Source organism: Gottfriedia luciferensis, from assembly GCF_001712755.1.
In the GTDB taxonomy this organism is placed as follows: domain Bacteria; phylum Bacillota; class Bacilli; order Bacillales; family Bacillaceae_G; genus Gottfriedia; species Gottfriedia luciferensis_B.
On the sequence record NZ_MDKC01000032.1, the window covers coordinates 179325 to 204416 of the forward strand.

General features: G+C 32.6%; 26 protein-coding genes and 1 riboswitch. Of the genes, 5 read left to right on the forward strand and 21 right to left on the reverse strand.

Annotated features, from left to right (window positions below):
* Positions 1-7 precede the first annotated feature (7 nt).
* The 9 genes from hisF to BED47_RS15875 form a co-directional block, all read right to left on the reverse strand.
* Positions 8-766, reverse strand: coding sequence for an imidazole glycerol phosphate synthase subunit HisF (hisF, locus tag BED47_RS15840; protein WP_069034460.1), 759 nt, complete (start codon positions 764-766; stop codon positions 8-10).
* Positions 736-1467 (reverse strand): 1-(5-phosphoribosyl)-5-[(5-phosphoribosylamino)methylideneamino]imidazole-4-carboxamide isomerase, encoded by a 732-nt coding sequence (hisA, locus tag BED47_RS15845; protein WP_069034461.1) that lies wholly within the window; start codon positions 1465-1467, stop codon positions 736-738. Before hisA ends, hisF begins: the two co-directional genes overlap by 31 nt.
* The gene (gene hisH, locus BED47_RS15850; protein ID WP_069034462.1) at positions 1445-2068 is read right to left on the reverse strand and encodes an imidazole glycerol phosphate synthase subunit HisH; all 624 of its coding nucleotides are present in this window, start codon (positions 2066-2068) and stop codon (positions 1445-1447) included. Before hisH ends, hisA begins: the two co-directional genes overlap by 23 nt.
* Positions 2069-2647 (reverse strand): imidazoleglycerol-phosphate dehydratase HisB, encoded by a 579-nt coding sequence (gene hisB, locus BED47_RS15855; protein WP_091022181.1) that lies wholly within the window; start codon positions 2645-2647, stop codon positions 2069-2071. It lies immediately after the preceding gene.
* Positions 2644-3930 (reverse strand): histidinol dehydrogenase, encoded by a 1287-nt coding sequence (gene hisD / locus BED47_RS15860; RefSeq protein WP_217493005.1) that lies wholly within the window; start codon positions 3928-3930, stop codon positions 2644-2646. Before hisD ends, hisB begins: the two co-directional genes overlap by 4 nt.
* On the reverse strand, positions 3911-4558 hold the full coding sequence (gene hisG, locus BED47_RS15865) for an ATP phosphoribosyltransferase (protein WP_069034464.1): 648 nt from the start codon (positions 4556-4558) through the stop codon (positions 3911-3913). The genes hisD and hisG overlap by 20 nt, the downstream gene beginning before the upstream one ends.
* Positions 4555-5472, reverse strand: coding sequence for an ATP phosphoribosyltransferase regulatory subunit (locus BED47_RS15870; protein ID WP_069034465.1), 918 nt, complete (start codon positions 5470-5472; stop codon positions 4555-4557). The genes hisG and BED47_RS15870 overlap by 4 nt, the downstream gene beginning before the upstream one ends.
* 384 nt (positions 5473-5856) lie before the next feature.
* Positions 5857-6033, reverse strand: coding sequence for a hypothetical protein (locus BED47_RS23780; RefSeq protein ID WP_175403510.1), 177 nt, complete (start codon positions 6031-6033; stop codon positions 5857-5859).
* Between the two features lie 183 nt (positions 6034-6216).
* A complete protein-coding gene (locus BED47_RS15875; protein WP_069034466.1) occupies positions 6217-6903 on the reverse strand; it encodes an ArsR/SmtB family transcription factor in 687 nt (228 codons plus the stop codon).
* Between the two features lie 99 nt (positions 6904-7002).
* Here BED47_RS15875 and BED47_RS15880 point away from each other — a divergent pair, with 99 nt between their 5' ends.
* Positions 7003-7614, forward strand: a complete 612-nt coding sequence (locus tag BED47_RS15880) for a flavin reductase family protein (RefSeq protein WP_069034467.1) — start codon at positions 7003-7005, stop codon at positions 7612-7614.
* Between the two features lie 130 nt (positions 7615-7744).
* Here the strand turns inward: BED47_RS15880 and BED47_RS15885 are convergent, their stop codons facing one another.
* From BED47_RS15885 to BED47_RS15915, 7 genes are all read right to left on the reverse strand, one after another.
* A complete protein-coding gene (locus BED47_RS15885) occupies positions 7745-8032 on the reverse strand; it encodes a hypothetical protein (RefSeq protein WP_069034468.1) in 288 nt (95 codons plus the stop codon).
* Between the two features lie 285 nt (positions 8033-8317).
* Positions 8318-9400 carry a histidinol-phosphate transaminase gene (hisC, locus tag BED47_RS15890; protein WP_069034469.1) on the reverse strand — a complete coding sequence of 361 codons (1083 nt, stop codon included), beginning with the start codon at positions 9398-9400 and terminating at the stop codon, positions 8318-8320.
* 174 nt (positions 9401-9574) lie between these two features.
* On the reverse strand, positions 9575-10726 hold the full coding sequence (locus BED47_RS15895) for a homogentisate 1,2-dioxygenase (protein WP_069034470.1): 1152 nt from the start codon (positions 10724-10726) through the stop codon (positions 9575-9577).
* Between the two features lie 10 nt (positions 10727-10736).
* Positions 10737-11633 carry a fumarylacetoacetate hydrolase family protein gene (locus tag BED47_RS15900; protein ID WP_069034471.1) on the reverse strand — a complete coding sequence of 299 codons (897 nt, stop codon included), beginning with the start codon at positions 11631-11633 and terminating at the stop codon, positions 10737-10739.
* 4 nt (positions 11634-11637) lie between these two features.
* Positions 11638-12249, reverse strand: a complete 612-nt coding sequence (locus tag BED47_RS15905) for a flavin reductase family protein (protein WP_069034472.1) — start codon at positions 12247-12249, stop codon at positions 11638-11640.
* 12 nt (positions 12250-12261) lie between these two features.
* Positions 12262-13377: a 4-hydroxyphenylpyruvate dioxygenase gene (hppD, locus tag BED47_RS15910; protein ID WP_069034473.1), complete on the reverse strand. Its 1116-nt coding sequence runs from the start codon at positions 13375-13377 to the stop codon at positions 12262-12264.
* Positions 13378-13711: 334 nt separating this feature from the next.
* Positions 13712-14032, reverse strand: a complete 321-nt coding sequence (locus BED47_RS15915; protein ID WP_069034474.1) for a winged helix-turn-helix transcriptional regulator — start codon at positions 14030-14032, stop codon at positions 13712-13714.
* Positions 14033-14369: 337 nt separating this feature from the next.
* Here BED47_RS15915 and BED47_RS15920 point away from each other — a divergent pair, with 337 nt between their 5' ends.
* A complete protein-coding gene (locus tag BED47_RS15920) occupies positions 14370-14906 on the forward strand; it encodes a flavodoxin family protein (protein ID WP_069034475.1) in 537 nt (178 codons plus the stop codon).
* A 23-nt stretch (positions 14907-14929) separates the two neighbouring features.
* The gene (locus BED47_RS15925) at positions 14930-16087 is read left to right on the forward strand and encodes an iron-containing alcohol dehydrogenase (protein WP_069034476.1); all 1158 of its coding nucleotides are present in this window, start codon (positions 14930-14932) and stop codon (positions 16085-16087) included.
* A gap of 420 nt (positions 16088-16507) precedes the next feature.
* Here the strand turns inward: BED47_RS15925 and BED47_RS15930 are convergent, their stop codons facing one another.
* The gene (locus BED47_RS15930; protein WP_069034477.1) at positions 16508-17461 is read right to left on the reverse strand and encodes a carbohydrate kinase family protein; all 954 of its coding nucleotides are present in this window, start codon (positions 17459-17461) and stop codon (positions 16508-16510) included.
* 184 nt (positions 17462-17645) lie between these two features.
* Positions 17646-17690, forward strand: a riboswitch (PreQ1 riboswitch).
* A 5-nt stretch (positions 17691-17695) separates the two neighbouring features.
* Between BED47_RS15930 and BED47_RS15935 the strand changes: the two genes are divergently transcribed.
* The gene (locus BED47_RS15935; protein ID WP_069034478.1) at positions 17696-18181 is read left to right on the forward strand and encodes a QueT transporter family protein; all 486 of its coding nucleotides are present in this window, start codon (positions 17696-17698) and stop codon (positions 18179-18181) included.
* Between the two features lie 48 nt (positions 18182-18229).
* On the opposite strand, the gene BED47_RS15940 is transcribed toward BED47_RS15935, so the two are convergent.
* Positions 18230-18607 carry a VOC family protein gene (locus BED47_RS15940; protein WP_069034479.1) on the reverse strand — a complete coding sequence of 126 codons (378 nt, stop codon included), beginning with the start codon at positions 18605-18607 and terminating at the stop codon, positions 18230-18232.
* Between the two features lie 184 nt (positions 18608-18791).
* Between BED47_RS15940 and BED47_RS15945 the strand changes: the two genes are divergently transcribed.
* A complete protein-coding gene (locus BED47_RS15945) occupies positions 18792-19457 on the forward strand; it encodes an O-methyltransferase (protein WP_069034480.1) in 666 nt (221 codons plus the stop codon).
* A gap of 83 nt (positions 19458-19540) precedes the next feature.
* Here BED47_RS15945 and mutL read toward each other — a convergent pair whose 3' ends face one another.
* The 3 genes from mutL to cotE form a co-directional block, all read right to left on the reverse strand.
* Positions 19541-21484, reverse strand: coding sequence for a DNA mismatch repair endonuclease MutL (gene mutL, locus BED47_RS15950; protein WP_069034481.1), 1944 nt, complete (start codon positions 21482-21484; stop codon positions 19541-19543).
* A 112-nt stretch (positions 21485-21596) separates the two neighbouring features.
* The gene (gene mutS / locus BED47_RS15955; protein ID WP_069034482.1) at positions 21597-24239 is read right to left on the reverse strand and encodes a DNA mismatch repair protein MutS; all 2643 of its coding nucleotides are present in this window, start codon (positions 24237-24239) and stop codon (positions 21597-21599) included.
* A 162-nt stretch (positions 24240-24401) separates the two neighbouring features.
* On the reverse strand, positions 24402-24947 hold the full coding sequence (gene cotE, locus BED47_RS15960; protein ID WP_069034483.1) for an outer spore coat protein CotE: 546 nt from the start codon (positions 24945-24947) through the stop codon (positions 24402-24404).
* Between the last annotated feature and the right edge of the window lie 145 nt (positions 24948-25092).

Consider the following 25092-nt stretch of genomic DNA (forward strand, 5'->3'; position numbering starts at 1 on the left):
TCTCCTCCTATAGTCGAACTGGAATATTTTTTTCATTTAAGTAGTCTTTTAATTCACTAATTTTGATTTCTCCAAAATGGAATACTGAAGCAGCTAAAACTCCATCGACATTTGCATATTCAATCGCATCGTAAAAGTGTTCTACTTTTCCTGCGCCACCAGATGCAATAACCGGAACATTAATTGCATTTGTAATTTTTTGCAGCAATCGGATATCAAACCCTCTTTTCATACCATCTTCATCAATACTATTTAAGACAATTTCACCCGCTCCAAGCTCCACACCTTTCTTTGCCCAATCAATCGCTTCCCATTCAGTCTCTTTCCGACCACCATTTATACACACTTTATAATTGCCATCTTTATTTAACTTTGCATCAATTGAAAGCACGACACATTGCGATCCAAAACGATCTGATGCCTCTTTAATTAAATTCGGATTTAAAATTGCTGCAGAATTAATTGAAACTTTATCGGCTCCATTTCTTAATAGTTTCGTAAAATCATCAATCGAACGTACTCCACCTCCAACACTGAAAGGAATACGCAATTCCTTCGCTACTTCTGAAACAAATTTCAATGATATATCTCTTTCTTCATTTGAGGCCGTAATATCATAAAATACTAACTCGTCAGCACCATTATCACTATAATATTTTCCTAGTTTCGTAGGTGAGTCAACATCTTGAATACTTGAAAACTGTTTTCCTTTTACGACTCGTCCATTACGAACGTCTAAGCACGGTATAATTCTTCTTGCAAGCATTTAAGTGCCTCCTCAACTGTAAATTTCCCTTCATATAATGCTTTTCCAGAAATCGCACCATAAATATTTAACGTGCGAAGTGATTTCAGATCATTGATTGAGCTCACTCCACCTGAAGCAATGATTTTTAAATTCGTTTCTTCAGCTAATTTTTTATATGCTTCTAAATTAGGCCCACTTAACATGCCATCCTTTGATATATCAGTGTATACGACTGTTTTCACACCGAGTAGCTCTAGCTGTTTACAAAATTCATAGCTATCTTGATTTGTCGACTCTTCCCATCCATTTATGGCTACAAAACCGTTTTTTGCATCTACTCCTACAATGATTCGATCACCGTATTTTAAAACAGCTTGTTCTAAAAGTTGTCTATTATTAATTGCAGCTGTACCCAAAATTACTTTTTCTACACCTAATTCTAACCAGAACGAAATCGAATCAAGTGATCTGATTCCTCCACCTAACTGAATGTTTAAATTCGTATTTTGAACGATTTCTTTTATAATTGAAGCATTTTTCCGTTCTCCAGTCCTTGCTCCATCTAAATCAACGACATGTAAAACTTTTGCACCAGCTTTTTCAAAGTCTAACGCAACTTCAAGTGGTGAATTCTTATAAATTACTTTCTTATTAAAGTCTCCTTGCTCAAGGCGAACGCAATTACCGTCCTTTAAATCAATTGCTGGATATAGAATCATATAAACACATCTCCTTAAATGCTTTTAATAAATTCAGACCTGTTTCTGCACTTTTTTCAGGGTGAAATTGCATTCCGTAAATATTATTGGATTGAATAATTGCTGGAATCTTTACCCCGTAATCGGAATAAGCTAAAAGCTCATCATTTGTTGAACTAATATAAAATGAGTGTACAAAATAGACATAATCACCTTCATTTACATATTTTAATAATGATTCCTGTTTCGTAAAATTTAGCTTATTCCAGCCCATATGTGGAACTTTTACGATGTCAGGTATACGTTTTACTTGACCTTTAATTAAGCCAAGCCCAATTGCTCCGAAGTTTTCTTCACTAAATTCATATAGTAATTGCATTCCAAGACAAATTCCTAAAATTGGAGTACCACTTTTTGCCTTAGACTTTATACAATCAACTAAACCAAGTCGATTTAATTCATTCATCGCTGCTTCATATGCCCCAACACCTGGTAGAATAATAGAAGAAGCTTCCTCAATCACTTCAATTTCATTCGTAATGACTACCGGAAAATCAATTTCTTCACAAGCTCTTTTTAATGAATCTAAATTACCTACACCATAATCAATAATAATATTCACTTATAACATTCCTTTCGTGGAAGGTAATTTAGTCGAAGTTATTTCAACCGCTTGTTTAACCGCTCTGCCAAATGCTTTAAATAAAGCTTCAATTTTGTGATGATCATTTTCTCCATATAAAACTTCCATATGACAATTCATTCTAGCTTCAGAGCTTAATGATTTAAAAAATTCTTTAAAATTCTGTGTATCAATCATTCCTATTCGTTCTCTTACCGTTCGATCATTGTAAACAAGATATGGTCTACCACTAAAATCTACGACCACTCTTGCTAACGTTTCATCCATTGGAATGTAGCATGAACCGTAACGATTAATGCCAATTTTTTCGTCTAACGCAATTAATAAGGCTTTACCTAATGCGATACCAACATCTTCTGTTGTGTGATGATCATCTACTTCAAGATCACCCTCACAAAATACTTCCAAGCTTATTCCGCTATGGAATGAAAATAACGTTAACATATGATCTAAAAAACCAATTCCAGTTTGAATATTACTTTCTCCATCACCATCTAAATTTAAATTTAAACGAATATTTGTTTCATTTGTTTTTCTTGTTATCATTGCAGTTCTCACTTTGAATCCTCCTCAAATCGAATACTAATTGCTTTACCGTGACCATATAGTCCTTCTTCCTCTGCGATCAATTCAATATGTTTTCTTGCTTCGCTTAAGGCAACTTTATTGTAATAAACAACGGATGTTTTCTTACTAAAGTCATTTACATTTAATGGCGAGGTAAATCTTGCAGTTCCGCTAGTCGGTAATGTATGATTTGTTCCCGCAAAGTAATCACCAACAGGCTCTGGAGTATAGTCTCCTAAAAAAATAGCACCTGCATTTTTAACTTTATGAACGATCGACTCTGGATTTTTTATCATTAGTTCAAGATGTTCAGGCGCTAACTTATTAACAAGCTCAATTCCTTCCTCGATTGTTTTAACGACGATAATAGCTCCATAATTTTCGAATGAGCTTTTAATAATTTCTTTTCTTGGTTGTTCTTCTAATAAGTTTGGTATTTCTTGCTGTATTTTTTGTGCAAACTCTTCTGTATTCGTAATAACAATACTAGATGCCATTTCATCATGCTCCGCCTGTGCCATTAAGTCAGCAGCAATAAATCTCGGATTGGCAGTTTCATCTGCTAATATGACAACCTCTGTTGGACCTGCAACCATATCAATTCCTACGATGCCTGAAACACTTTTCTTAGCGAGCGCCACATAAATATTGCCAGGGCCAACTATTTTATCTACTTTTTCAATTGTTTCAGTTCCATAAGCCAATGCCCCAATTGCTTGCGCTCCACCAATTTTCAACACTTTTGTAACACCAGCTAATTTCGCAGCGACTAGAATAGAAGGCTTAATTTTTCCTTCTTTATTTGGTGGCGTTACAATGACAATTTCATTCACGCCTGCTATTTTTGCAGGAATCACATTCATTAAAACTGTTGATGGGTACGCCGCTTTTCCACCTGGGATATACACACCAACTCTTTCAATTGGATTAATTATTTGTTGAACATATGAATTTTTTTCATTTATTTTATAGCCGTCTTGAAGTTGCTTTTCATGATATGTCTCTATATTTTTCTTAGCTTCAATTAATGCATTTACTAAGTTTTCATCAGTTTGTTCTAGAGCCTCATTAAATTCATCTTCACTAACTTCAAAGCTTTTTAGTTTGACCTCATCATAAATTAAAGAATACCTGCGAACAGCTTCATCACCATTTTCTTTCACATTTAATAAAATCTTTTCCACACTTTTTGTGATCTCAACAGTAGGTAAATTCGTTCGGTTTATAATACTTTCAAGTTTTTCACTTTTATGATTAATCGATAAAATTTCCAGCATATATATCCCTACCCTTCTTTATTTTTTCTATAAAATCAGTAATACGGAAATAGTTAAATCGATAACTAACACGATTTGAAATCACTCTGGCGCTAATTGGAATCATTTCTTCTAAGATGACTAATCCGTTTGCCTTTAAAGTACTTCCTGTTTCTACTAAATCAACAATAATATCGGACATTCCTACAATTGGTGCTAATTCAACAGAACCGTTTAAATAAATAAGTTCAATATTTTGCCTAAACTGAAAATACTTCGAAGTGATATTTGGATATTTTGTCGCAACTCTTAACGTTTCATCACCTCGATCAATTAACGTTCCTGGAAAACCCGCTGCTGCAAAAATGCATTTTCCAAGTTCTAGATCCATCAACTCGTATACATCTTTCTCTTGTTCTAGCAGAATGTCTTTTCCTACAAAACCAAGATCGCAAACTCCTCGTTCAACATATGTAGCGACATCCACTGGTTTCACTACTAAATATTTAATTTTATTTAATTCATCTTCAAAGATTAGTTTTCTAGTTTTAGAATCAATTACTTTTCGGTAACCAGACTGACTTAATATTTTAATAACCTCATCTTCAAGTCTTCCTTTTGCAACTGCAACTGTTAGCCAACTCACTTTACATCCCTCATTTGACATGTTATCCAAGCATTTGTATCAATCGAAAATCCGATTGCATCAATGCTGTTTTCCGAATCTTCAGACACCAGAAGATAGCGTCCTCCACTTAAAACCTCTTTATTTAACTGATCGTAATACCCTTTAAAAACGATTCCGTCATAATAATCAAATTCATTTACGATTGATAAATCGAGAAGAATATTTGGACTAATTTCTTGAAATTTAATTACCTTTTCAACAGCATTTTCCATTTCATTATTTAATACTAAACTTCTAAGTAATGAATGAAGTTTTTCCCCTTTACCTTGTAAACTAAATAACTGTTCAAAAACATTTCTGGCTTGAAGGGGTAAATTAATTGACTGAATAAATCGTTCTAATTCATCTATGTTTTTTAAATAAATTAGCTTTTTCAATTTGTTTTTTTGCGACTCGCTTAAATTACATTCTTTGAAAAGTCCTTCGATAAATCCTGTATGCCCGATTTCTAAAATAAAAGGAACATTGCTTAATAAATCAATTGCCATAATAACTACTTCTATTTCAGATGCTTCAGAAATTTGCCCTAAATTTTCGATACCAAATTGATTAATTTCCTCAAGCTCTACCCCATTATTTCGATAGATTGTTGATTGATAAAATACTTTACATTTCTCTTCCTTCAATGCGATTGGATAAATTTCTTTCATTAATGCACTTGTTAAATCAGGTCTTAACAATAAAATTTGCTGTAAACGTGTCAATACAACAACTAAGTCTTCTCTAGCTAATCTAGGGTTTCGACTCGAAAATGAATCATACTCTTCAAATAACTGAGGATGAAAAGGGATATATCCTCGCTCTAGTGCATAATCTTCCATTTTTCTTTTATATCGATAATTGACTAATGATTGCTTTAATTTCCCATCCAATTGAACATTCCCCCTTTTAGAAAAAACAAAAAGGCCATACAGGTTAAATGCCTGTATGGCCTTCTGGCACGACACAAGCACCTTTTTCGTAACACGAAGAGGGCTTGCATCTATGGTCAATTTTTGTCCATAGATTCAAACCCTGGGTGGATGATGATGTTGTAGCCCATTATTCGTGCGTGCGAAAAGCATGTTCATGTCTCCTTTTTCGTTTTATTTTTATTCATCTTAATGAATTTGATATAAGTTGTCAATCCCTTTTGAAAAATAAAAATTTTGAAAGGGTTTACATTAAGATTTTTTAATTTTTCGAATCTATTAAACTAAAATAAGTGTTTTATTCTTATAACAAATATCTTATATAGTATAACTAATGCAAAAACCTTACTTAGTAAAGAGATAATAAATAACGTAAAACCAACTAAAAAACCCGTGAATTATTGCCCAAAGAACTGATTTATGAATACTCCAAGATATTGTAATGGCTAAAGCCGAACCGAAAGTAATAACACTTTTTGAACCAACTGGAACATTATGTCTTTTTTCTGACCTTTCTTTCATACCTCAATCCCCATTTCCACTAAAGCTATATTTGTTAATATTTATTCTTCAGTGAAAAGTTTATTCTCTTCAAGTATTAGTATCAGTAATTTTAACGCAATATACCTGTCAGTTGTTGTACTACTTATGTATGCATTATTAGGGCAACTAGCTTTTTCTAGTTGATTTTAGTAAATAAGTACTTTAAATATCAAAAGAAAATATTTCTTTAAAACCTTTTTTTCCTTCAAAAGTTATTTTTATGGCTCTTGTTTTTGGCATACGTTGAATCCAATTTAGTTCTAAAAATCTTTCTAGAAGAGCATTTCCCAATGCTCCACCAAGGTGATATCGTCTTTCACTCCAATCTAAACATTTATGTGAAAATGATCGACGTTTCTTCTTAATTTTTTCAAGATCGATTTGAAAATCAGTAAAGAATCTCTCTCCTATTTCTGTTACAATAAATCCTTGTTTTTCTTCGTTTATGACTCCCAAATTAATTAAAGAATCAGTTAATAGTACCCCAAACTTTCCTGCAGGATGATCGTAACACGTTCTTGCAAAGCGTATTGCTGAATTTTCCGAAGCTTGTTTTAAAGACCTAATTTCAATTGGTGGAGCTATTGATAATAATGTCTCCATTATTTGAGCAACCTCCTGATTTCGAATACCGTAGTAACGATGTCTTCCTTGTTTTTCTACATTAAGTAATTTCGCATCGACCAATTTTGCTAAATGGAAACTAGCCGTTTGTGGTTTTATTCCAGCCATATATGCCAGTTCGCTAGCAGGATGAAATCGACCATCTAAAAGGACGGTTAATATTGCAGCACGTGAAGTTTCACTTACAAGCGTAGCAACCACTGCCACATTTGGATTTGCATTCATTTTAAATCTCCTCCCATTATGTAATCCATATTTCGATGATAATTGAACTATTTATATTCTACAATATATTTGAAATACATAATTATTAGGAGGAAAAAAATGAATCATTTTACAAATACAAAGTTGATTAGACCTAAAATTCTATATTATGGAACACCCGTAATTTTACTAAATACATTGAATGAGGATGGGACAGTTAATATTAGCCCGATGTCCTCTTCATGGGCTTTAGGAGATTGCATAATATTAGGAATTGGACTTGGCGGGAAAGCAATTGAAAATTTACAGCGACATCCTGAATGTGTAATCAATGTACCTAGCCCTTTATTATGGGAGAATGTTGAATTTTTAGCCCCTTTTACGGGAAAAAATCCCGTTCCTGATACTAAGAAAAATATAGGATTTTCATATAAAAAAGAAAAATACAATATTAGTAAATTAACCGCTACAGAGTCACAAACCGTAAAACCTACACGAATAGCAGAATGCCCAATTCAAATCGAGGCAATTGTAAAGCACATTCGTATCCCTGAACATTCACCTGATTTTGCAATTGTTGAGACACATGTTTTACATGTACATGCTCATAATGAAATCATCATTGAAGAAAATCATATTGATCCAAATAAATGGAGTCCACTAATATACAATTTCCGTCATTATTTCGGTCTCGGAAATCAGTTAGGTAAAACTTTTCGTTCGGAAATATAGTAAAAAACTAAAATATAAAGTTAGATTCCAACTTGTAAGGAATCTGACTTTTATATTTTAGAAGGAAAAACAGGTAAAAAAGAATTAATTTTTGTACCTCAACAATCACAAGCTGAGGTACAATTCTTCACTAACTCGCAACCATTTTTAAAGCATCAACATATTGTTTTGCTTCTAATAATGAAAGACCTAAAACACTTCTAACTTCTCTAATTGCTTGAATTTCTTTTCCTTCTTGTAAAAGTTTACGTATATCATTATTAATTGGATGTTCTGGGACTTCTACTACTTTAGCAATCTGATCTAAAGTAATCTTTATATTTTTCATTCGATTCTCTAGTTTGTTAAGTTTATCAATAACCGTTGTAAAAAGTACAAAAACTATGACTAACACTAATCCAAGTAACGTAAATTCCACGCTAATCACCCTATCTATTTATATATTTTTAACATTATTGAATATCATTATATTTTTTTTCAAAGAGTTCTAATGGCATAGTGAACTTAGTTGTTTTTCACTCTTCCAATAAATGATAATTTCTACTTGATTCCCTTTCTTCTCAACTTCTAGTAAAGCATTCCCCCCTTTATCTCTTATTGAGACGAAACGAGTAAATATACTACTTCAAGTATACGTAAATTTTAGTTATATAAAGATAAAACAAAAAATCGTCATTTCTATAAATGACGATTTTCCAATTAATTAGATTGTAGAAGTATTTTTCGTTAATGCTGGCTTTAAATGTAAGATTAGTCCTTCATTTTCAGCAGCAGTTCCGATTGTAATTCGAATTCCATTAGGGAATGCACGGATAATGTATCCTTTTGATTCTAGATCTTTAAAGATTTCTTGGCTATTTTCAAGTGAAACAAATATAAAGTTTGCTTGAGATGGGTAGTATTCGATTCCATAACTGTTGAAAAACTCTTCGTATTGTTCCATGCCTTTTTTATTTTGTTCAACACAGTTTTTAATAAAGACTTGGTCTTCAAGTGCTGCTATTGCTGCAACTTGAGATAACATTGAAGTGTTGAATGGTAGTCTAGCGATATTTAATTCTTGAATTAATTTGCTATTTCCGATTCCGTAACCGATTCGGAATGATGCTAGGCCGTATGCTTTTGAAAATGTTCTTAATACGATTAGGTTTTCAAATTTATTTAGTAATGAGATTGTATCAGGGAAATCTGATGCTGATACATATTCAACGTAAGCTTCGTCTACAACTACAAAAGTAGTGCTTGGTACTTTTTCTAAAAACTCGACTAATTTGCGGCTACCAATATATGTACCTGTTGGGTTATTTGGATTACAAATCCAAACTATTTTAGTATTCGCATCAACTTGTGCAAGCATAGAATCTAAATCGTGTACACCTTTAACTAAAGGAACAGGTCTAACTTCAGCACCTTCAATAACTGCGTGATGAGCATATTGTGAAAATGTTTGAGATGCTTGTACAATATTATGTTCTTTCGTTAGCAACGCTCGACTAATCATTTGAATAACTTCGTCTGCACCACTTCCGAATATTAATTGATCTGGCTGTATATTTAGGAAATTTGCTAGTTTCTTACTAATTTCTTCTGTTGCTCCATCTGGATAAATCGCAAACTTACTTACTACATTACGTAGTTCTTCAAAAACTTTAGGAGAACATCCGAATGGATTTTCATTTGATGCAAGTTTTACTACTTTGTCTAGACCATATTCACGCATGACTACTTCACTTGGTTTTCCTGGTGTGTATGCTTGAAGCGTCAAAATTTGTGGTTTCACGTACATGCTTATTTCTCCTTTTATTCAAAGTTTTGTATAATGTTGTCAGTTTATCATATTATTAAGCTGTTAATCTAGTACTATTTTTAAGAATATTTCAAATTATCTAGTTCCATAATGCCTGGGTTTTCTTGTACATAGCTTGTTTCAAATTCAAATAAAAAGTAGAATCAAAAGACTCTACTTTTCAATCCAACTACCCATATAAGCCGGATCTTCATATTGATGTGCTTCTTTTACTACGTAAAGTGGTCTAAATGTATCAATCATAACTGCTAGTTCTAATGTTTCTTTCTTTCCAATACTTCCCTCAGTTTTACCTGGATGTGGTCCATGTGGAATACCTGATGGATGTAATGTAATAGACTCTTGTTCGATTCCTTTTCTACTCATAAAGTTTCCTTCTACATAGTAAAGGACTTCATCACTGTTTACATTACTGTGTACATAAGGTGCCGGAATTGCTTCGGGATGGTAATCATACATCCTTGGTACAAATGAGCACACTACAAAATTATGTCCTTCGAATGTTTGATGTACTGGTGGTGGCTGATGAATTCTTCCTGTAATCGGTTCGAAATCTTCAATATTAAATGCCCATGGATATAAATACCCATCCCAACCTACTACATCAAATGGATGATGTGTTAAAACATGTTTATAAAGGTTTCCTCTTGCTCTAGTTAGGACAGTGAATTCACCTTTTTCATCATATGTCTCAAGCGATTCTGGTCCTCTAAAATCACGTTCGCAAAATGGACTATGCTCAAGCATTTGGCCATATTCATTGCGATAACGTCTTGGCGTTGTTAATTGGCTATTTGACTCAACAATTAAAAACTTCGTATCATCATTTGGAACTACTTTGTAAATTGTTCCAATAGGGATCATGATATAATCCCCTTTACGGTAAGTAATTGTTCCAAACATTGTTTGGATTTCACCTGAACCGTAATGGACGAAGAACATTTCATCTCCTTCACCATTTCGATAAAAATGTTTGCTTTCTTCCGTTACGTTTGCAACTGCAATTAACAGATCAGAATTACCTAAAACGTATACTCTTCCTTCTAATGCATCACCTGTACGCTCTAAATTGTTTGTACGAATATGGCGGTGCTGTAGGGATGTCTGTTCTTCAAATTCGATTTGAAGTGATTTATAAAATGATGTTTCACTAACTGATGTAGGCATATTGTTATGATATAAAATAGATTGAGTACCTGAAAATCCTTTTGTACCCATTACCTGCTCTCTGTATAATGACCCATCTTCTTTACGAAATTGAATATGTCTTTTCTTTGGAATCTTACCTAGACTACGATAATACACAAGCTTCCCCTCACTTTCTTACGGTATTTCGTAATGTACCTAAACCTGTAATGCTTAACTCCACGACGTCTCCATCTTCTAACCAGCGATGTTTTTCTTCACCAAGCTCTAAGATACAGCCTGTTCCAACAGTTCCGGAGCCAATCACATCACCTGGATATAACGTTACATTTTTTGAAGCATGAGAAATTAATTCTGGAACGGAATAATAAATTGAAGAAAAATTGCCACTAGAAATGACTTTTCCATTAACTGCAGCTGTCATCTTCAAATCATAGCTTTTACCTGTTCTAAATTTCTCAATTTCATCTTTTGTTACAATGCAAGGTCCTATAGAAGTAGCAAAATCCTTACCCTTAGATGGACCTAAGCCAACCTTTACTTCATGTGCTTGAATATCTCTAGCACTCCAGTCATTCAAAATTGTATAGCCAAGAATATAATCATCGGCTTCTTCAACTGGGATATCTTTACCTTCTTTACCGATAATACAAGCGATTTCTAATTCAAAATCCATCTTTTTGCAATTAACTGGAATACTGACATGATCTTCAGGTCCAATTACCGCTCGATGATTCGTAAAATAGAAAACTGGTACGTCATACCACTCAGGTATCATCTCTAGACCTCTTCTGCCGCGAGCAGTTTTCACATGCTCTTCAAAGGCATAAAAGTCACGAATACTCTGTGGTTTTGGTAATGGTGCTCGCAATTGAACGGAAGAAAGTGGAATACCTTCTCCTGTTATTTCTGCTATTTCATTTTTATATAAATCATAGTTTTCTAGAATTGTTAGTAAATCCGCTGGAATTCTGCCATTACTAGCTTTATTAAGATCCATTACTTGATCTTCAACTAATAATCCTGCACGCTCATTACCATCATATTGAAAAGTTATAAATTTCATACCTTCACCTTTTTCTTTCAATTGCAAAAGTATCAGAAATAGCACGAGTATAAGAATGGCCAGCAAGGCGACCAACTGGATTTAGCTTTTCAGTATTGATTTTGCCATCTGCATATAATTCATCATTTATATGAACATTAACGACTTTACCAATTACTAAACTTCCAGCACCTTTGTTCTCACCAAAATGTAGTAGCTCATGAAGCTCACATTCTAGTCCTACTAAACTTTCTTTTACTCGAGGAACTTGCACAGTTGTCCCATCAACTTTTGTAAGACCAACTTGTTCAAATTCATCTACTCCATACGGAAAATCTGCAGCAGCATTATTAACTTGTTCGCAAATTTCTTCACTTACAATATTAATAATAAATCGTTTCGTCTGTTCAATATTTTTTAATGTGTCTTTTTTCTCGCCGTCTGTACCTCTAATCATTGGTGCAAAGCACACTAACATCGGGTCAGCACAAATCGCTGTAAAGAAACTAAAAGGTGCAACATTCGCTACACCTTCTGAGTTTACAGTTGAAACAAAAGCAATCGGACGAGGCAACACTGAACCAATTAACAGCTTATAAGCATCTTGCCATGGTAAAGTATCCGGTCTAATTTCCATTGTTACAACTCCTTATAAATTTCCTCGAAGTTCTTGCTCGCGCTCGATTGATTCGAATAATGCTTTAAAGTTACCATCACCGAAACCTCTAGCACCTTTACGTTGAATAATTTCAATAAATAAAGTTGGACGGTCAACGATTGGACGAGTGAAGATTTGTAATAAATACCCTTCATCATCACGGTCAACTAAAATCTTTAATTCTCTTAATTTCTCAATATCTTCATCAATTTTTCCAACGCGCTCTGTTAACATATCATAGTAAGTATCTGGTGTTTTTAAGAATTCCACACCTAGAGCTCTAAGTTTAGTAACTGTATCAACAATATCTTCAGTTAATAAAGCAATATGTTGTACGCCTGGTCCATTGTTATAATCTAAGTACTCTTGAATTTGTGATTTCTTTTTACCTTCAGCTGGTTCATTAATTGGGAATTTAATTCTGCTTCCATTTGTCATAACTTTTGACATTAATGCAGAATACTCCGTACTAATATCGTCATCATCAAAATGGATCATTGATTGGAATCCCATTACATTTTCATAATAAGAAACCCATTCTTCCATTCTTTCAACGTTACCAACTACGTGGTCTAATGCGATTAATCCAGTTTCATTTACTGGAATTGTGAAAGCGCGATCTTTATATCCTGGTAAGAAAGGACCATTGTAGTCGCCTTTTTCGATTAATGTGTGAATTGTATCACCATAAGTTCCGATTACAGCTTTTTTAACTGTTCCGTATTCATCGCTAACTTCAGTTGGAGGTAAAATTTTAATTGCTCCACGGCTTACTGCACCTTGATATGCTGCTTCGATATCATCTACTAATAAAGCGATATCTTTAACACCATCACCATGTTTTTTAATGAAGTCAGCAATTTTAGAATCTTCTTTTAAAGTTCCAGTAATAACTAGACGAATAGTACCATTTTTTAATACGTAAGAAACTTTATCACGTACTTTTGTTTCTAAGCCAGAGTATGCTACTGGTGTAAATCCAAAAGTGTTTGCGAAGAAATAAGCTGTTTGTTTCGCGTTCCCTACATATAGTTCTAAATGATGTACATCTGATACTGGAAAAACATCATAGCTAGTATTTGTTTGTTTTAATTCATCTTGTTTCATTTTAATTTCCCCCTATAAATTACGAATTTTGTAAAGAAAAGAAAAAACTATGTAAGAGCGTAAAGTAAACGCTTACAAAACAAATAAACCGCATAAAAAAAATTCTTAACAAGGATGACAATTCGCCAAGAATACCATTTAGAAATATATGGGAATTTCCCTAACGAACACACAACCTTTACTACTATATTAATGTAATCATCGTTTTATGAATCGATTTTACACTTATATAGTAGTCTCTAAGATAAATATTTCTACACTTCTTTTTAAATTCCTTCAAAAAATTTTTAATTTAATAAATTTTTTGTCGTTTCTTAATTTTATAACGATAGTATTAATTCGTTTTGCTTTTCTTTATATGATTTCCGCCCCATGTACATAAGAGATCCAAAATTGGTTTCATTGATTTACCGTATTCATTTAATTCGTATTCCACTTTTGGTGGAATTTGATCATATGCAATACGATTAATTAGTCCATCCGTTTCTAACTCTCTTAATTGCTGTGTTAACATTTTTTGAGTTATTTTAGGCATCAGTTTTCTAAGTTCATTCGTTCTTTTTTTACCAGTTTCTAAATGGCAAAGTATGATACATTTCCACTTACCACCTATTACCTCAATCGCCGCTTCAATCGGCATATTATATTCTTTCATATATCCTCCATCATTGCTAAATACTATTTAATTAAAAATAATGTTATTTTACTCAACTTTTTTAGTACTAATGAAAACTTCAAAATCATCATATATTGTGGATATTATAACTATTGTCCTATCAATGATTTTGCAGTCAACAGTAAATGTTCATAAAATATAGCATACAAATAATTTATAGTTCAACTATTTATCAGTTATAAAATAACCGAACTTAGTTCCATAGACTTAGATTTCCCAAAAAGTTTTATAGGCACTTTTTAGTACGTACTTTATTTTAAGATCGTTATCATTCATAATTACAATCATAATTTATTCAAAAAGGAGTGGAAACAATATGTTTATCATTCATGGTAGTTCTAGGGAAAACGGAAATACAGAGCAGCTAACAAATTTCATTACAAAAGATGTTGCCAAGACGGAAGTACAATTACGTCATAAACAGATAAAGGCAATTAACGACCAAAGACACGAGCCAAATGGCTTCCAACCAATTGATGATGATTACGAGGAAATTGTAAAAGAAATGCTTGAGCATGATACGATTATTTTTTCAACACCTTTATATTGGTATGGTATGAGTGGATACATGAAAAACTTTATTGATCGTTGGTCTCAAAGTCTTCGTAATAAAGATCTACAATTCGCTGAAAAAATGAAAAACAAAAAAATCTATGTCGTAATTGTTGGTGGAGATCAGCCTAAAATTAAAGCTCTACCATTAATTTTACAATTTAAGCATATTTTCGAATTTGTTGGAGCTACACTTGAAGGATATATTATTGGAACAGGAAATTCACCTGGAGCAATATTAGAAGATCAATTAGCCATTCAACAAGCCGAATTGCTAAACACAACATTAAAAAATAAGTAAGTACAACTAGAAGGAGCAAGACCTTGATTCCATTTTTACAACATAACCCAACTAAATTATGGTTTGGGAAAAATCAAATTGAACAATTAGCAAATGAAGTACAAAATTATAATCGTATCCTGATCGTTTATGGTGGCGGCAGTATTAAAAAAAATGGCGTATATGATGACGTAATGAACCAATTAAGTGATAAAACGATTTTTGAACTTTCTGGAGTTGAACCAAATCCGAGACTAACAACGGTGAATAAAGGTATTCAAATCTGTAGGGATGAAAAAATTGATTTTATTTTAGCTGTAGGCGGCGGCAGTGTAATCGACTGTGTTAAAGCTATTGCAATTGGCGTTCCATATGAAGGAGATGTGTGGGATGTTATTACAAGAAAATCTAGGCCGACAAGTGCAACTCCTTTTGGTACTGTTTTAACATTAGCTGCAACCGGTTCAGAAATGAACTGCACATCAGTTATATCAAATATGGCAGTAAATGAAAAAAGAGGATGGAGTAACCCACTCGTTTTTCCTAAATTTTCAATTTTAGACCCTTCTTATACATTCTCGGTACCACTAGATCAAACAATTTACGGAATTGTTGACATTATGTCACATGCATTAGAGCAATATTTCCACCGTGTTAGCAATACACCTATGATTGATCGCTTTATCGAAAGTTTATTAATTACTGTAATCGAAGCTGGTGGAAAACTTGTTAAGGATTTAGAAAACTATGAATTACGCGAAACAATTATGTATGCTGGAACAACAGCCTTTAATGATACGTTATTAAATGGTACAGATGGTGGCGACTGGGCATCACATCAAATTGAACATGCGGTATCTGCCATTTACGATATTCCACATGGCGGTGGGTTAGCGATCATATTCCCTAACTGGCTAAGTCACTGTTTAGACTATGATCCAAGCAGAATTAAAATGCTAGCAACAAATGTTTTTGGAATTTCTGAAGAAGGAAAAACAACGAAGCAAGTTGCAGAAGAAGGGATCCAAGCACTAAGAAGTTTTTGGAACTCAATCGGTGCACCAAACCGTTTAGCAGATTATCAAATTGACGACTCACGTTTAGACGAATTAGTAGAAAAATCATTTGTAAAACCAGTAGTTGGTGGTTATAAAATTTTGGATAAAGAAAGTGCGAGAGATATTTTAGTTCGTTCTCTTTGATGTTGGAAAGAACCTTGCATTAAGCTAGGTTCTTTTTTCTGTATGTATGAATTGCTCTGAACCATCACCCTTTCGGATCGATTATTGAGTTTTTTGATTAATATCTGCTGTTTGTATATTTTTTGGGGGATAATTGTTGGCTTATTTGCAGTTATATTGGTTTTATTTGTTGTTTTGCTTATTTTATTTGCTGTTTTACTAATTTTAATTGCTTTTTCATCATTTTTATTTGCAGATTCATTGATTTTAATTGCGATTTCACTTATTTTATTTGAAGTTCAAATTTATTTGCAGTTTCACAGACTTTATTTGTACCTATCCTTGATTTTAACGTCGAAAATCTATCTACTGCTTACCTAAATTTAATGGCATTTTTTCTAATTAAAAAACAAAAAAAAGAACCCAATAAAAGGTTCTCAATTAAAATTGCATTTCAATCCAATTAAGTTCATTAATATGGTGATCTACCACGTTACAACACATATTCGGGTTAATCGTATCGACATGTGAAATTGTAATAGATGACATCGAAACCGAATATTTAACTGTATCAACAATGCTCATATTATTCATATAGCCATATCCGATCCCAGCAACTAAAGCATCTCCCGCTCCTGTTACATTAACGACTGAAACGCCATCGGCTTGGATAATACCTTCTTCTATTCCATCATTATAATAAATTCCTTCTGCATCTAAACTAATAAAAACATTTGTTACACCTAATTCTCTAAAATATCTGCCAGCTCTTCGAACATCTTCCACAGAAGTAATTTCAAATCCACACAATACTTCAGCTTCATGTCGATTTGGTTTAATCGTATGAAAATATTGAATATAATCTTTTATTTTTGAAGCTTTTGACGCAGAAACTGGATCTAAAATAAATTTTGTTTCATTATGGAAATTTGTTAATAAATAAGCTAAAATACTTGGATTGTCCGCGTCAACCACCATATATTCAGCATTTCGAATAACTTCTGCTTTGGAGTCTATAAACTCCTCTGTAAAATTGTTTGTGATATCTAAATCTACTACCGCAGAGACCATTTCTCCGCTTTCATTTAAAATGGCTAAATATGTTGGAGTAGATTCTCCTTTAATAATTAATGTGTCTTCCATATCTATGTTCATATTTTTTGCGTGATTTAACATATTGATTCCATTGATATCATCACCAATGACTGAAATAAACTTTGTATTTAAGTTGATCTTTGCCATATTTTCTGCAATATTACGGCAAACACCACCAAACGATACTTTTACACTGCCTGGATTTGAATCATATGGACGATAATTTTTTTTCGTAAATCCGATAATATCACATATCGAAACACCAAATACTAAAATATATGGATCATAAGGAATTGTCATTTTGTCAGTCCTTTCACTTTAAACTGAAAGAAAAATAAATTGTTTTGATTCACTAATTATACCAATATAATATATTCTTTATAAAGTATTTTTTTGAACTTATTTTCATAATTAATTTCTTTTTTATTATTGACTAAAATTATTTTTAAGTATAATATTTATTCTTACGTTTAAAAAATATGTTTTTTACGTGGTTCGAAAACCTCCCACGAAAAAAAACTAAGGAGTAACAAAATGAAGTTAAAGACAATTACTGTTAATGGAGTATTTGCTGCACTTTATATTGCAGTTACGTACTTTATTCAACCATTCGGGTTTACGAATGTACAGTTTCGTGTATCCGAAATTTTTAACCACTTAGTCGTATTTAATAAAAAGTACATATATGGAGTAGTTTTAGGAGTTATATTAGCTAATTTTTTCTTTTCTCCAATAATGGCATATGATTTAGTCTTTGGTGTTGGCCAATCGATTATTTCGTTATTAATTACAATTGCCACGTCAAAATTTATAAAAGGTATTATACCGAGAATGATTGTTAACACGGTTGTCTTTACGATTACTATGTTCTTAATCGCAATCGAATTAAAACTAGCATTTCATTTACCTTTCCCAATAACTTATTTAACTACAGCCATTGGTGAATTTGTAGTGATGGTTGTTGGTATACCGATAATGTACTATTTAAATAAACGAGTAAAATTCGAACATCTAGTTTAAGTAAAAAGAGTTGTTTCTCTAAATAGAAACAACTCTTTTTATTATGTATTATTTGTCTTCTCTTAATAAATAATCATTACCATCTTGATCATAAAAATTAAACATTGAACCGTATGGCATTTTCATCAGGTCATCAACTTTTACGCCATTTTGTTTCATTTTTTCATAAGCAGACTCAATATCCGTTGTGCTAAAAAGTACAGATGGATGAGCTATTTTTTCTGGTTTAAATTGTTCCATCGAAGGTTTAGAGTAAAGAACTAAAGTAGTAAATTCACTTTCGCTTGGACCTACTTCAATCCATTTAGCGTCTGGTCCCATTGGCATTTCTAATTTTAGTACAAACCCCATTTTATTAATCCAAAAATCTTTTGCTTGCTCTTGATCTTCTACATAAACAGTAACTTTACCGATTTTATTAATCATATAAAAATCTCCTCTACTGGTTAATTTTACTACCAATCTATTTTAGCAAACACAAATATGTAAAACAAACCGATTAAGTATGAATTTTCACTTCGTGTATATGTCTTTTTTCCTGTAGAAGCATTTTTATAAAACAATACCATATACTTTTTTGAAAACAGTACTAAGTAAGGGGGAAGTAATCTTGCCTAATAACGTAATATGGAACGATGTTGATGAATATTTTGTAGAAAAACTAATTCCAAATGATCCTATATTAGAAAATGTATTACTTGCAAATTATCAAGCCGGTTTACCTAGTATAGATGTGTCTCCTACTCAAGGTAAATTACTTTATCTATTAGCAAAAATTAAAGGCGCTAAAAACATTTTAGAAATCGGTACTTTAGGTGGATATAGTAGTATTTGGTTAGCTCGTGCACTTCCTGAGGATGGCAAATTAACAACCTTAGAAATTAGCCATGAGCATGCAAAAGTTGCCAAACAAAATATCATAGAAGCAAAATTGCAAGAAAAAGTCGAGATTATTATCGGAAAAGCGTTAGATACTTTACCAACGCTAAAAGAATCAAAGCCTTTATTTGATTTCATATTTATCGATGCCGATAAACCAAATAATCCTCATTATTTAAAATGGGCATTAAAATTAGCAAGCTCTGGTGCATTAATTATTGTCGATAATGTTGTTCGAAACGGAGAGGTAATTTATGAAACGAGTCAAGATGAAAGTGTTAAAGGTGTTCGTGAGCTTTTGGATCTAATCACTACAGACTCTCGAATTGACACTACCGCTATTCAGACTGTTGGATTAAAAGGATATGATGGTTTTGTGATTGGAGTTGTTAAATAATTTATTAATTTTAAAAAAGGGGCGCCCATAGTTCAGTTAATCTGAATTATGAGACTGCCCTTTAAAAATTCAAACTTATTTTATTACATTACTCGCTTAAACATTTTCTCAAGCTCATACGAACTAAAATGGATAACGATTGGTCGACCGTGTGGACATGTAAATGGATTGCTTGATTTTCTCAACGATTCTAATAGATTAAAAATCTCATCGTTTGTTATATATTGATTTGCTTTTATTGACGCTTTACAGCTCATCATGATGGCTTTTTCTTCACGCAGTTTTTTTATATTAATCGTTCCGCGTTTTAATAGTTCTTGAATCATTTCATCAATTAATGTATCCTCTTGTCCTTCTGGAAACCAATTTGGATGTTCACGAATGACATAACTATTCGATCCAAACTTCTCGATAAATAGCCCAACTTCTTGGAGTTCATCTTGGTATTGGTCTAATAAAATAGCTTGCTCTGGTGAAACATCAAATGTAATTGGAATTAATAAAGTTTGCAGTTCTGATGCAACTTCCCCTATTTTTTCCTTAAAATATTCATAGTAAACACGTTCCTGTGCGGCATGTTGATCAATTAAATATAATCCTTTTTCATTTTGAGCAATAATATACGTTCCGTGCATTTGGCCGATTGGATATAAAGGGGGTAGTTGGTCTATGTTTTGCTCATCATATACTTCTTCGTTCACAATGACTGTTTCTTCTATATTTGATTGGTCGTCTTCACTTACAAAATTTGAATATCCTACGTCTTTATTCAATTCATGTTTTTCAAAATAAAGACTTTCATAATCGGTTGGGGTTGATGAATCAATTTGATTAATTGAATCGAATTCAGTTGAATCTTCTTCTTTTATTGTTTCATTCGTTTCATTGGAATAATTCGAATTAGTAGTAAAACGATCTTGAAGCGAGAATGGTAATTTCTTTTCTACATCTTCTTTTATAGAAGAATGTTCAAAGGAAAATGTAGATTGTTCACTAAATATTTTTTCCTTTGGAACTGTTGACTTTATTTCTGGAATTAGGGAACGACCTCTAAAAACTTTTTTTATACTTTCAGTAATTAATGTAAATAATTGATCCTCTTTACTAAAACGAACTTCTTGTTTTGTTGGATGTACATTTACATCGACTAATTGAGGGTCCATTTTAATAAATAACGAAACGATTGGAAAACGGCCAATTGGTAGCAAAGTATGATAACCTTCACTAATTGATTTGTTTACACCATAGTGTTTTACATATCTTCCATTTACATATAGTGATATATAGTTTCTAGTTGCTCTTGTATATTCTGGCATAGATAAATAGCCTTCAATTTGAAAGTCTAATGACTCGCCTTTAAAATGAACCATGTTTTTTGCAATTTGTAGTCCGTATAATGATGCAAGGATTTGTCTTGCGTCGCCATTTCCATTACTACGGAACATTAATTTATCATTATGTTTCAAATCAAAAGCGATTTGTGGATTAGCTAATGCTAATCGATAGACAACGTCTGTTACATTACTTAATTCTGTTTGAACCGTTCTCATATATTTTAATCTAGCTGGTGTATTAAAAAATAAATTTGAAACTTCAATACTTGTACCTTTTGATTTAGCAATTTCTTTTTGGGATTGCAATACGCCACCTTTTAAAATGGTTTCAATTCCAGGTCCGTCTTCGGTTGATGTTTTTACTGTAACATAACTTACAGACGCAATACTCGGTAATGCTTCACCTCGGAAACCTAATGTACGTATTCGAAATAAGTCATTTTCATCTTTTATTTTACTAGTTGCATGGCGCTCAAATGCAAGGATACTATCTTCCTTTGTCATCCCTTCGCCATTATCACTTACAAAAATTCGTGAGAGTCCACCGTCGTTAATTTCGACTGTAATACGTGTACTAATTGCATCAATTGCATTCTCAAGTAATTCCTTAACAACTGATGCAGGACGTTCTACAACTTCACCTGCGGCTATTTGATTGGCTAAAATTTCATCTAACTTCTGTATTTTTGACATTAGTGAACCTCCTCTCTAAATAAATGCATTAATCAATAAAAAAAGGTATAGTACATTAAGCTATTATCATAATTTTAACTATTAATTAAAAGAAAGGCCATTTGGCCTTCTTTTATTTTTTAACTTGCTTTTGAAGTTCATATAATAAATTAAATGCTTCCATAGGATTTAATTCTAGTATATTTATTCCTTTTAATTGATCAATGACAGGATGGTTTTTAACAACTTCTTTAACCACCGGTTGATGATCGTCAAATAAGCTTAACTGAGATTCAGCATCCTCTTTGTTGGTCGTTTGAACAATTTCTTTTTTCGGTACTTGAATAGTTACAATCTCTTTTTCTGTATTTTCAATTCCCTCTTTAACATAGGAATGACTATTTGATTCTAAATCATTTAATAATTCTTTTGCCCGACTGATTACATCTTTTGGAAGGTTTGCTAATTCGGCAACGTGGATACCATAGCTTTGATCCGCTGCGCCTTCAAAGATTTTATGAAGGAATAATACTTTTCCATCTTGCTCTTTTGCTGCAACGTGAATATTTTTCAAAAACTTAAGTTGATTAGCTAATACCGTCAATTCATGGTAGTGAGTAGAAAAAAGCGTTTTTGCTCCGATATGATCATGTATATATTCAATCATGGCTTGTGCTAAGGCCATTCCATCATATGTTGATGTTCCTCTACCAATTTCATCAAATAAAATTAAACTTTTTTCAGTTGCATTTGTGATTGCATAATTAGCTTCTAACATTTCGACCATAAATGTACTCTGTCCAGAAATTAAATCATCTGCTGCCCCAATTCTAGTAAATATTTGATCAAAAATAGGTAATTTCGCATATTCAGCAGGTACATAGCATCCAATTTGAGCCAATATACTTATTAGCGCAACTTGTTTCATATACGTACTTTTACCAGCCATGTTAGGTCCTGTAATTAAAAATTGATGAGTCTCAACATCGAAATTAGTATCATTCGGAATATATTCGGAACCTAGTAGTACCTTTTCAACTACTGGATGTCTTCCATTCTTCACGATATATTCTCTTTCCTCCGTGAATGCAGGTCTAACATATCCATTTTTTTCACTTACTACAGAAAAACTTTGTAAAACGTCAATTTGACTAATTACTTGTCCTAATGTTTGAAGTCTAGATAAATATTGTTTTACTTGTTCTCGAATTGAAATAAATAACTCATATTCCAAGCCAATCATTTTTTCTTCAGCTTCAAGAATCATTGTTTCTTTTTCTTTTAGTTCTTCAGTAATAAAGCGTTCTGCATTCGCTAATGTTTGTTTACGTTCGTAACGACCTTCTGGTACTTGACTAATATTTGATCTAGTCACTTCGATAAAGTAGCCGAAGATTCGATTATAGCCAATTTTTAAGTTCTTAATCCCCGTAATTTCTCTTTCTCTTTGCTCTAATTCCATTAGCCAATTTTTACCGTTCTTACTAACGAATCGATATTCATCTAATGTTTTATGAAAGCCATCTTTTATAATGTTTCCTTCTTTAATTGATAAAGGCGCATCTTCTAAAATTGCATTCTCTAAAAGCATTTGAAGCTCTTCACACGGATCGATTTGATTAATTAATTCATCTATCGTTTCATGACTAATTGATTTTAAAGCATGAATAATTGAAGGTACCGTTTGAAGTGAACGTTTTAATTGTAATAAATCTCTTGCATTTACATTACCAAATGAGACTTTCCCAGCTAAGCGCTCTAAATCATATACATCTTTTAATAATTCCTTCAGGTCTTCACGGATAAAATAATTTTCCATTAACAATTCTACAATCGTCAAACGATGTTCAATCTGTTTAGTACTTACTAGTGGACGTTGAATCCATTTTTTTAGTAAACGTCCACCCATCGCCGTTTTCGTTTCATCTAATAACCAATTTAAAGAACCTTGTTTGTTTTTTGAACGTTGTGTTTCAACTAATTCAAGATTTCTCATCGAATACATGTCCATGTTTAAAAAATCATGTTGATGAATAACGACTATTTCTTGAAGATGAGAAAGTGTTCGTTTTTGTGTTCTCGATAAATAATTTAATAATCTTGCGGCAGTAGTTTTTAAACTAGTTTGATCAATTGATTTTACAACATTTGTAAACTCATCTGATAAACGAACATTTTCCTCAAATGAAACGGTAATTGAAAAACTTTTTTCTAGTGTTTGAATCGCTTTAGATGAAAAATCTTCATTTACAACAACTTCTTTAGTACCAGTTGCTGCGATTTTTAAAACTGCTTCTTCAATTGAACCATTAAGTAATAAAACATTCCCCTCACCAGTCGTCAAATCAATCCAAGCTAAAGCATATAAACTTGGTGTTACTTCTGATAATGTTGAGATATAATGATTTTGCTTTTCATCAATCGATCTACCCTCCATTTGCGTCCCTGGAGTAATCAGTTGAACAACCTCTCTTCGAACTACTCCTTTTGCGACCGTTGGATCTTCGACTTGTTCACAAATAGCTACTTTATATCCTTTTTCAACTAATTGTTCTATATATCCAGCTGCAGAATGGAATGGTACTCCACACATTGGAATTCGTTCATCAGTTCCTCCTGCTCGACCGGTTAACGTAATCTCTAAAACTTGAGATGCCTTTATGGCATCCTCAAAAAACATTTCATAAAAATCACCAAGTCTAAAAAACAAAAATGCATCTTGGTAATTTTTCTTTATATTTAAATATTGCTCAATCATTGGCGTATAAGTTGCCATTTCTATCCTCTCCATCAAAAAACATTCTTCGCATATTATATCACATTTTACAAAAAGGCTTAGAAAGTTCGAAAGTTAAGAAAAAGAAAACTTTCGATTGATTGTAAGTTCAAAATGTTTATAAAATAAAAAAGCTAGGAAGTATCACCTTCCTAGCCTAACTTACTCTTCTTCGCCTTCTAAAACAAAATCTGGATCTAAATCTTCAAACTCATCATCTACATCAAAGAACTCGTCATCGTCGTGTACACCATGTGGTGCAACAAGTACGACAATTTTCGTTTCACCTACAACTTCAACTAATACTTCTTTTTCTACAGTTACAATAAATCGATTTCCATTTGGAGAAATAATTGCATCTAAACAATTTGGATGTTTTAATGATCTAGCAATTACTTCACAATCTTCGCCAGTAAAGTTTTCATCTCTGTGTCTTAACTTTACTACTTCAGTATACTTAACAGACTCAGGAACTACTTCTGTTTTCGTATTGTCACCATAGGAGTACCAAATATTAATATCATATTTACCAGATACTTCTACTCCATCCTTACATTTTTTTGCATCATATACATGGTTAATAACCCAGCAGCCTAAAATACTTGATGGAGTATGATTTGGTGTGATTGTATGTGTGACTTTGTTATATTTCTTGCCTCTTCCTACGACTGCCTTCGTTATAATCTCTCTATGTTCGCGTTCAGACATAGGTGTGACCCTCCTCGTTCCATTTTCATTTCATTCTATGCGTGACATATGCGGAATGTGTTAATGACATGAAAATTCTTTTATACAAGTTAAAAAAACATGTGATGATAAATTGTATGACGACAGCCTAATAAAGTTGACTCTA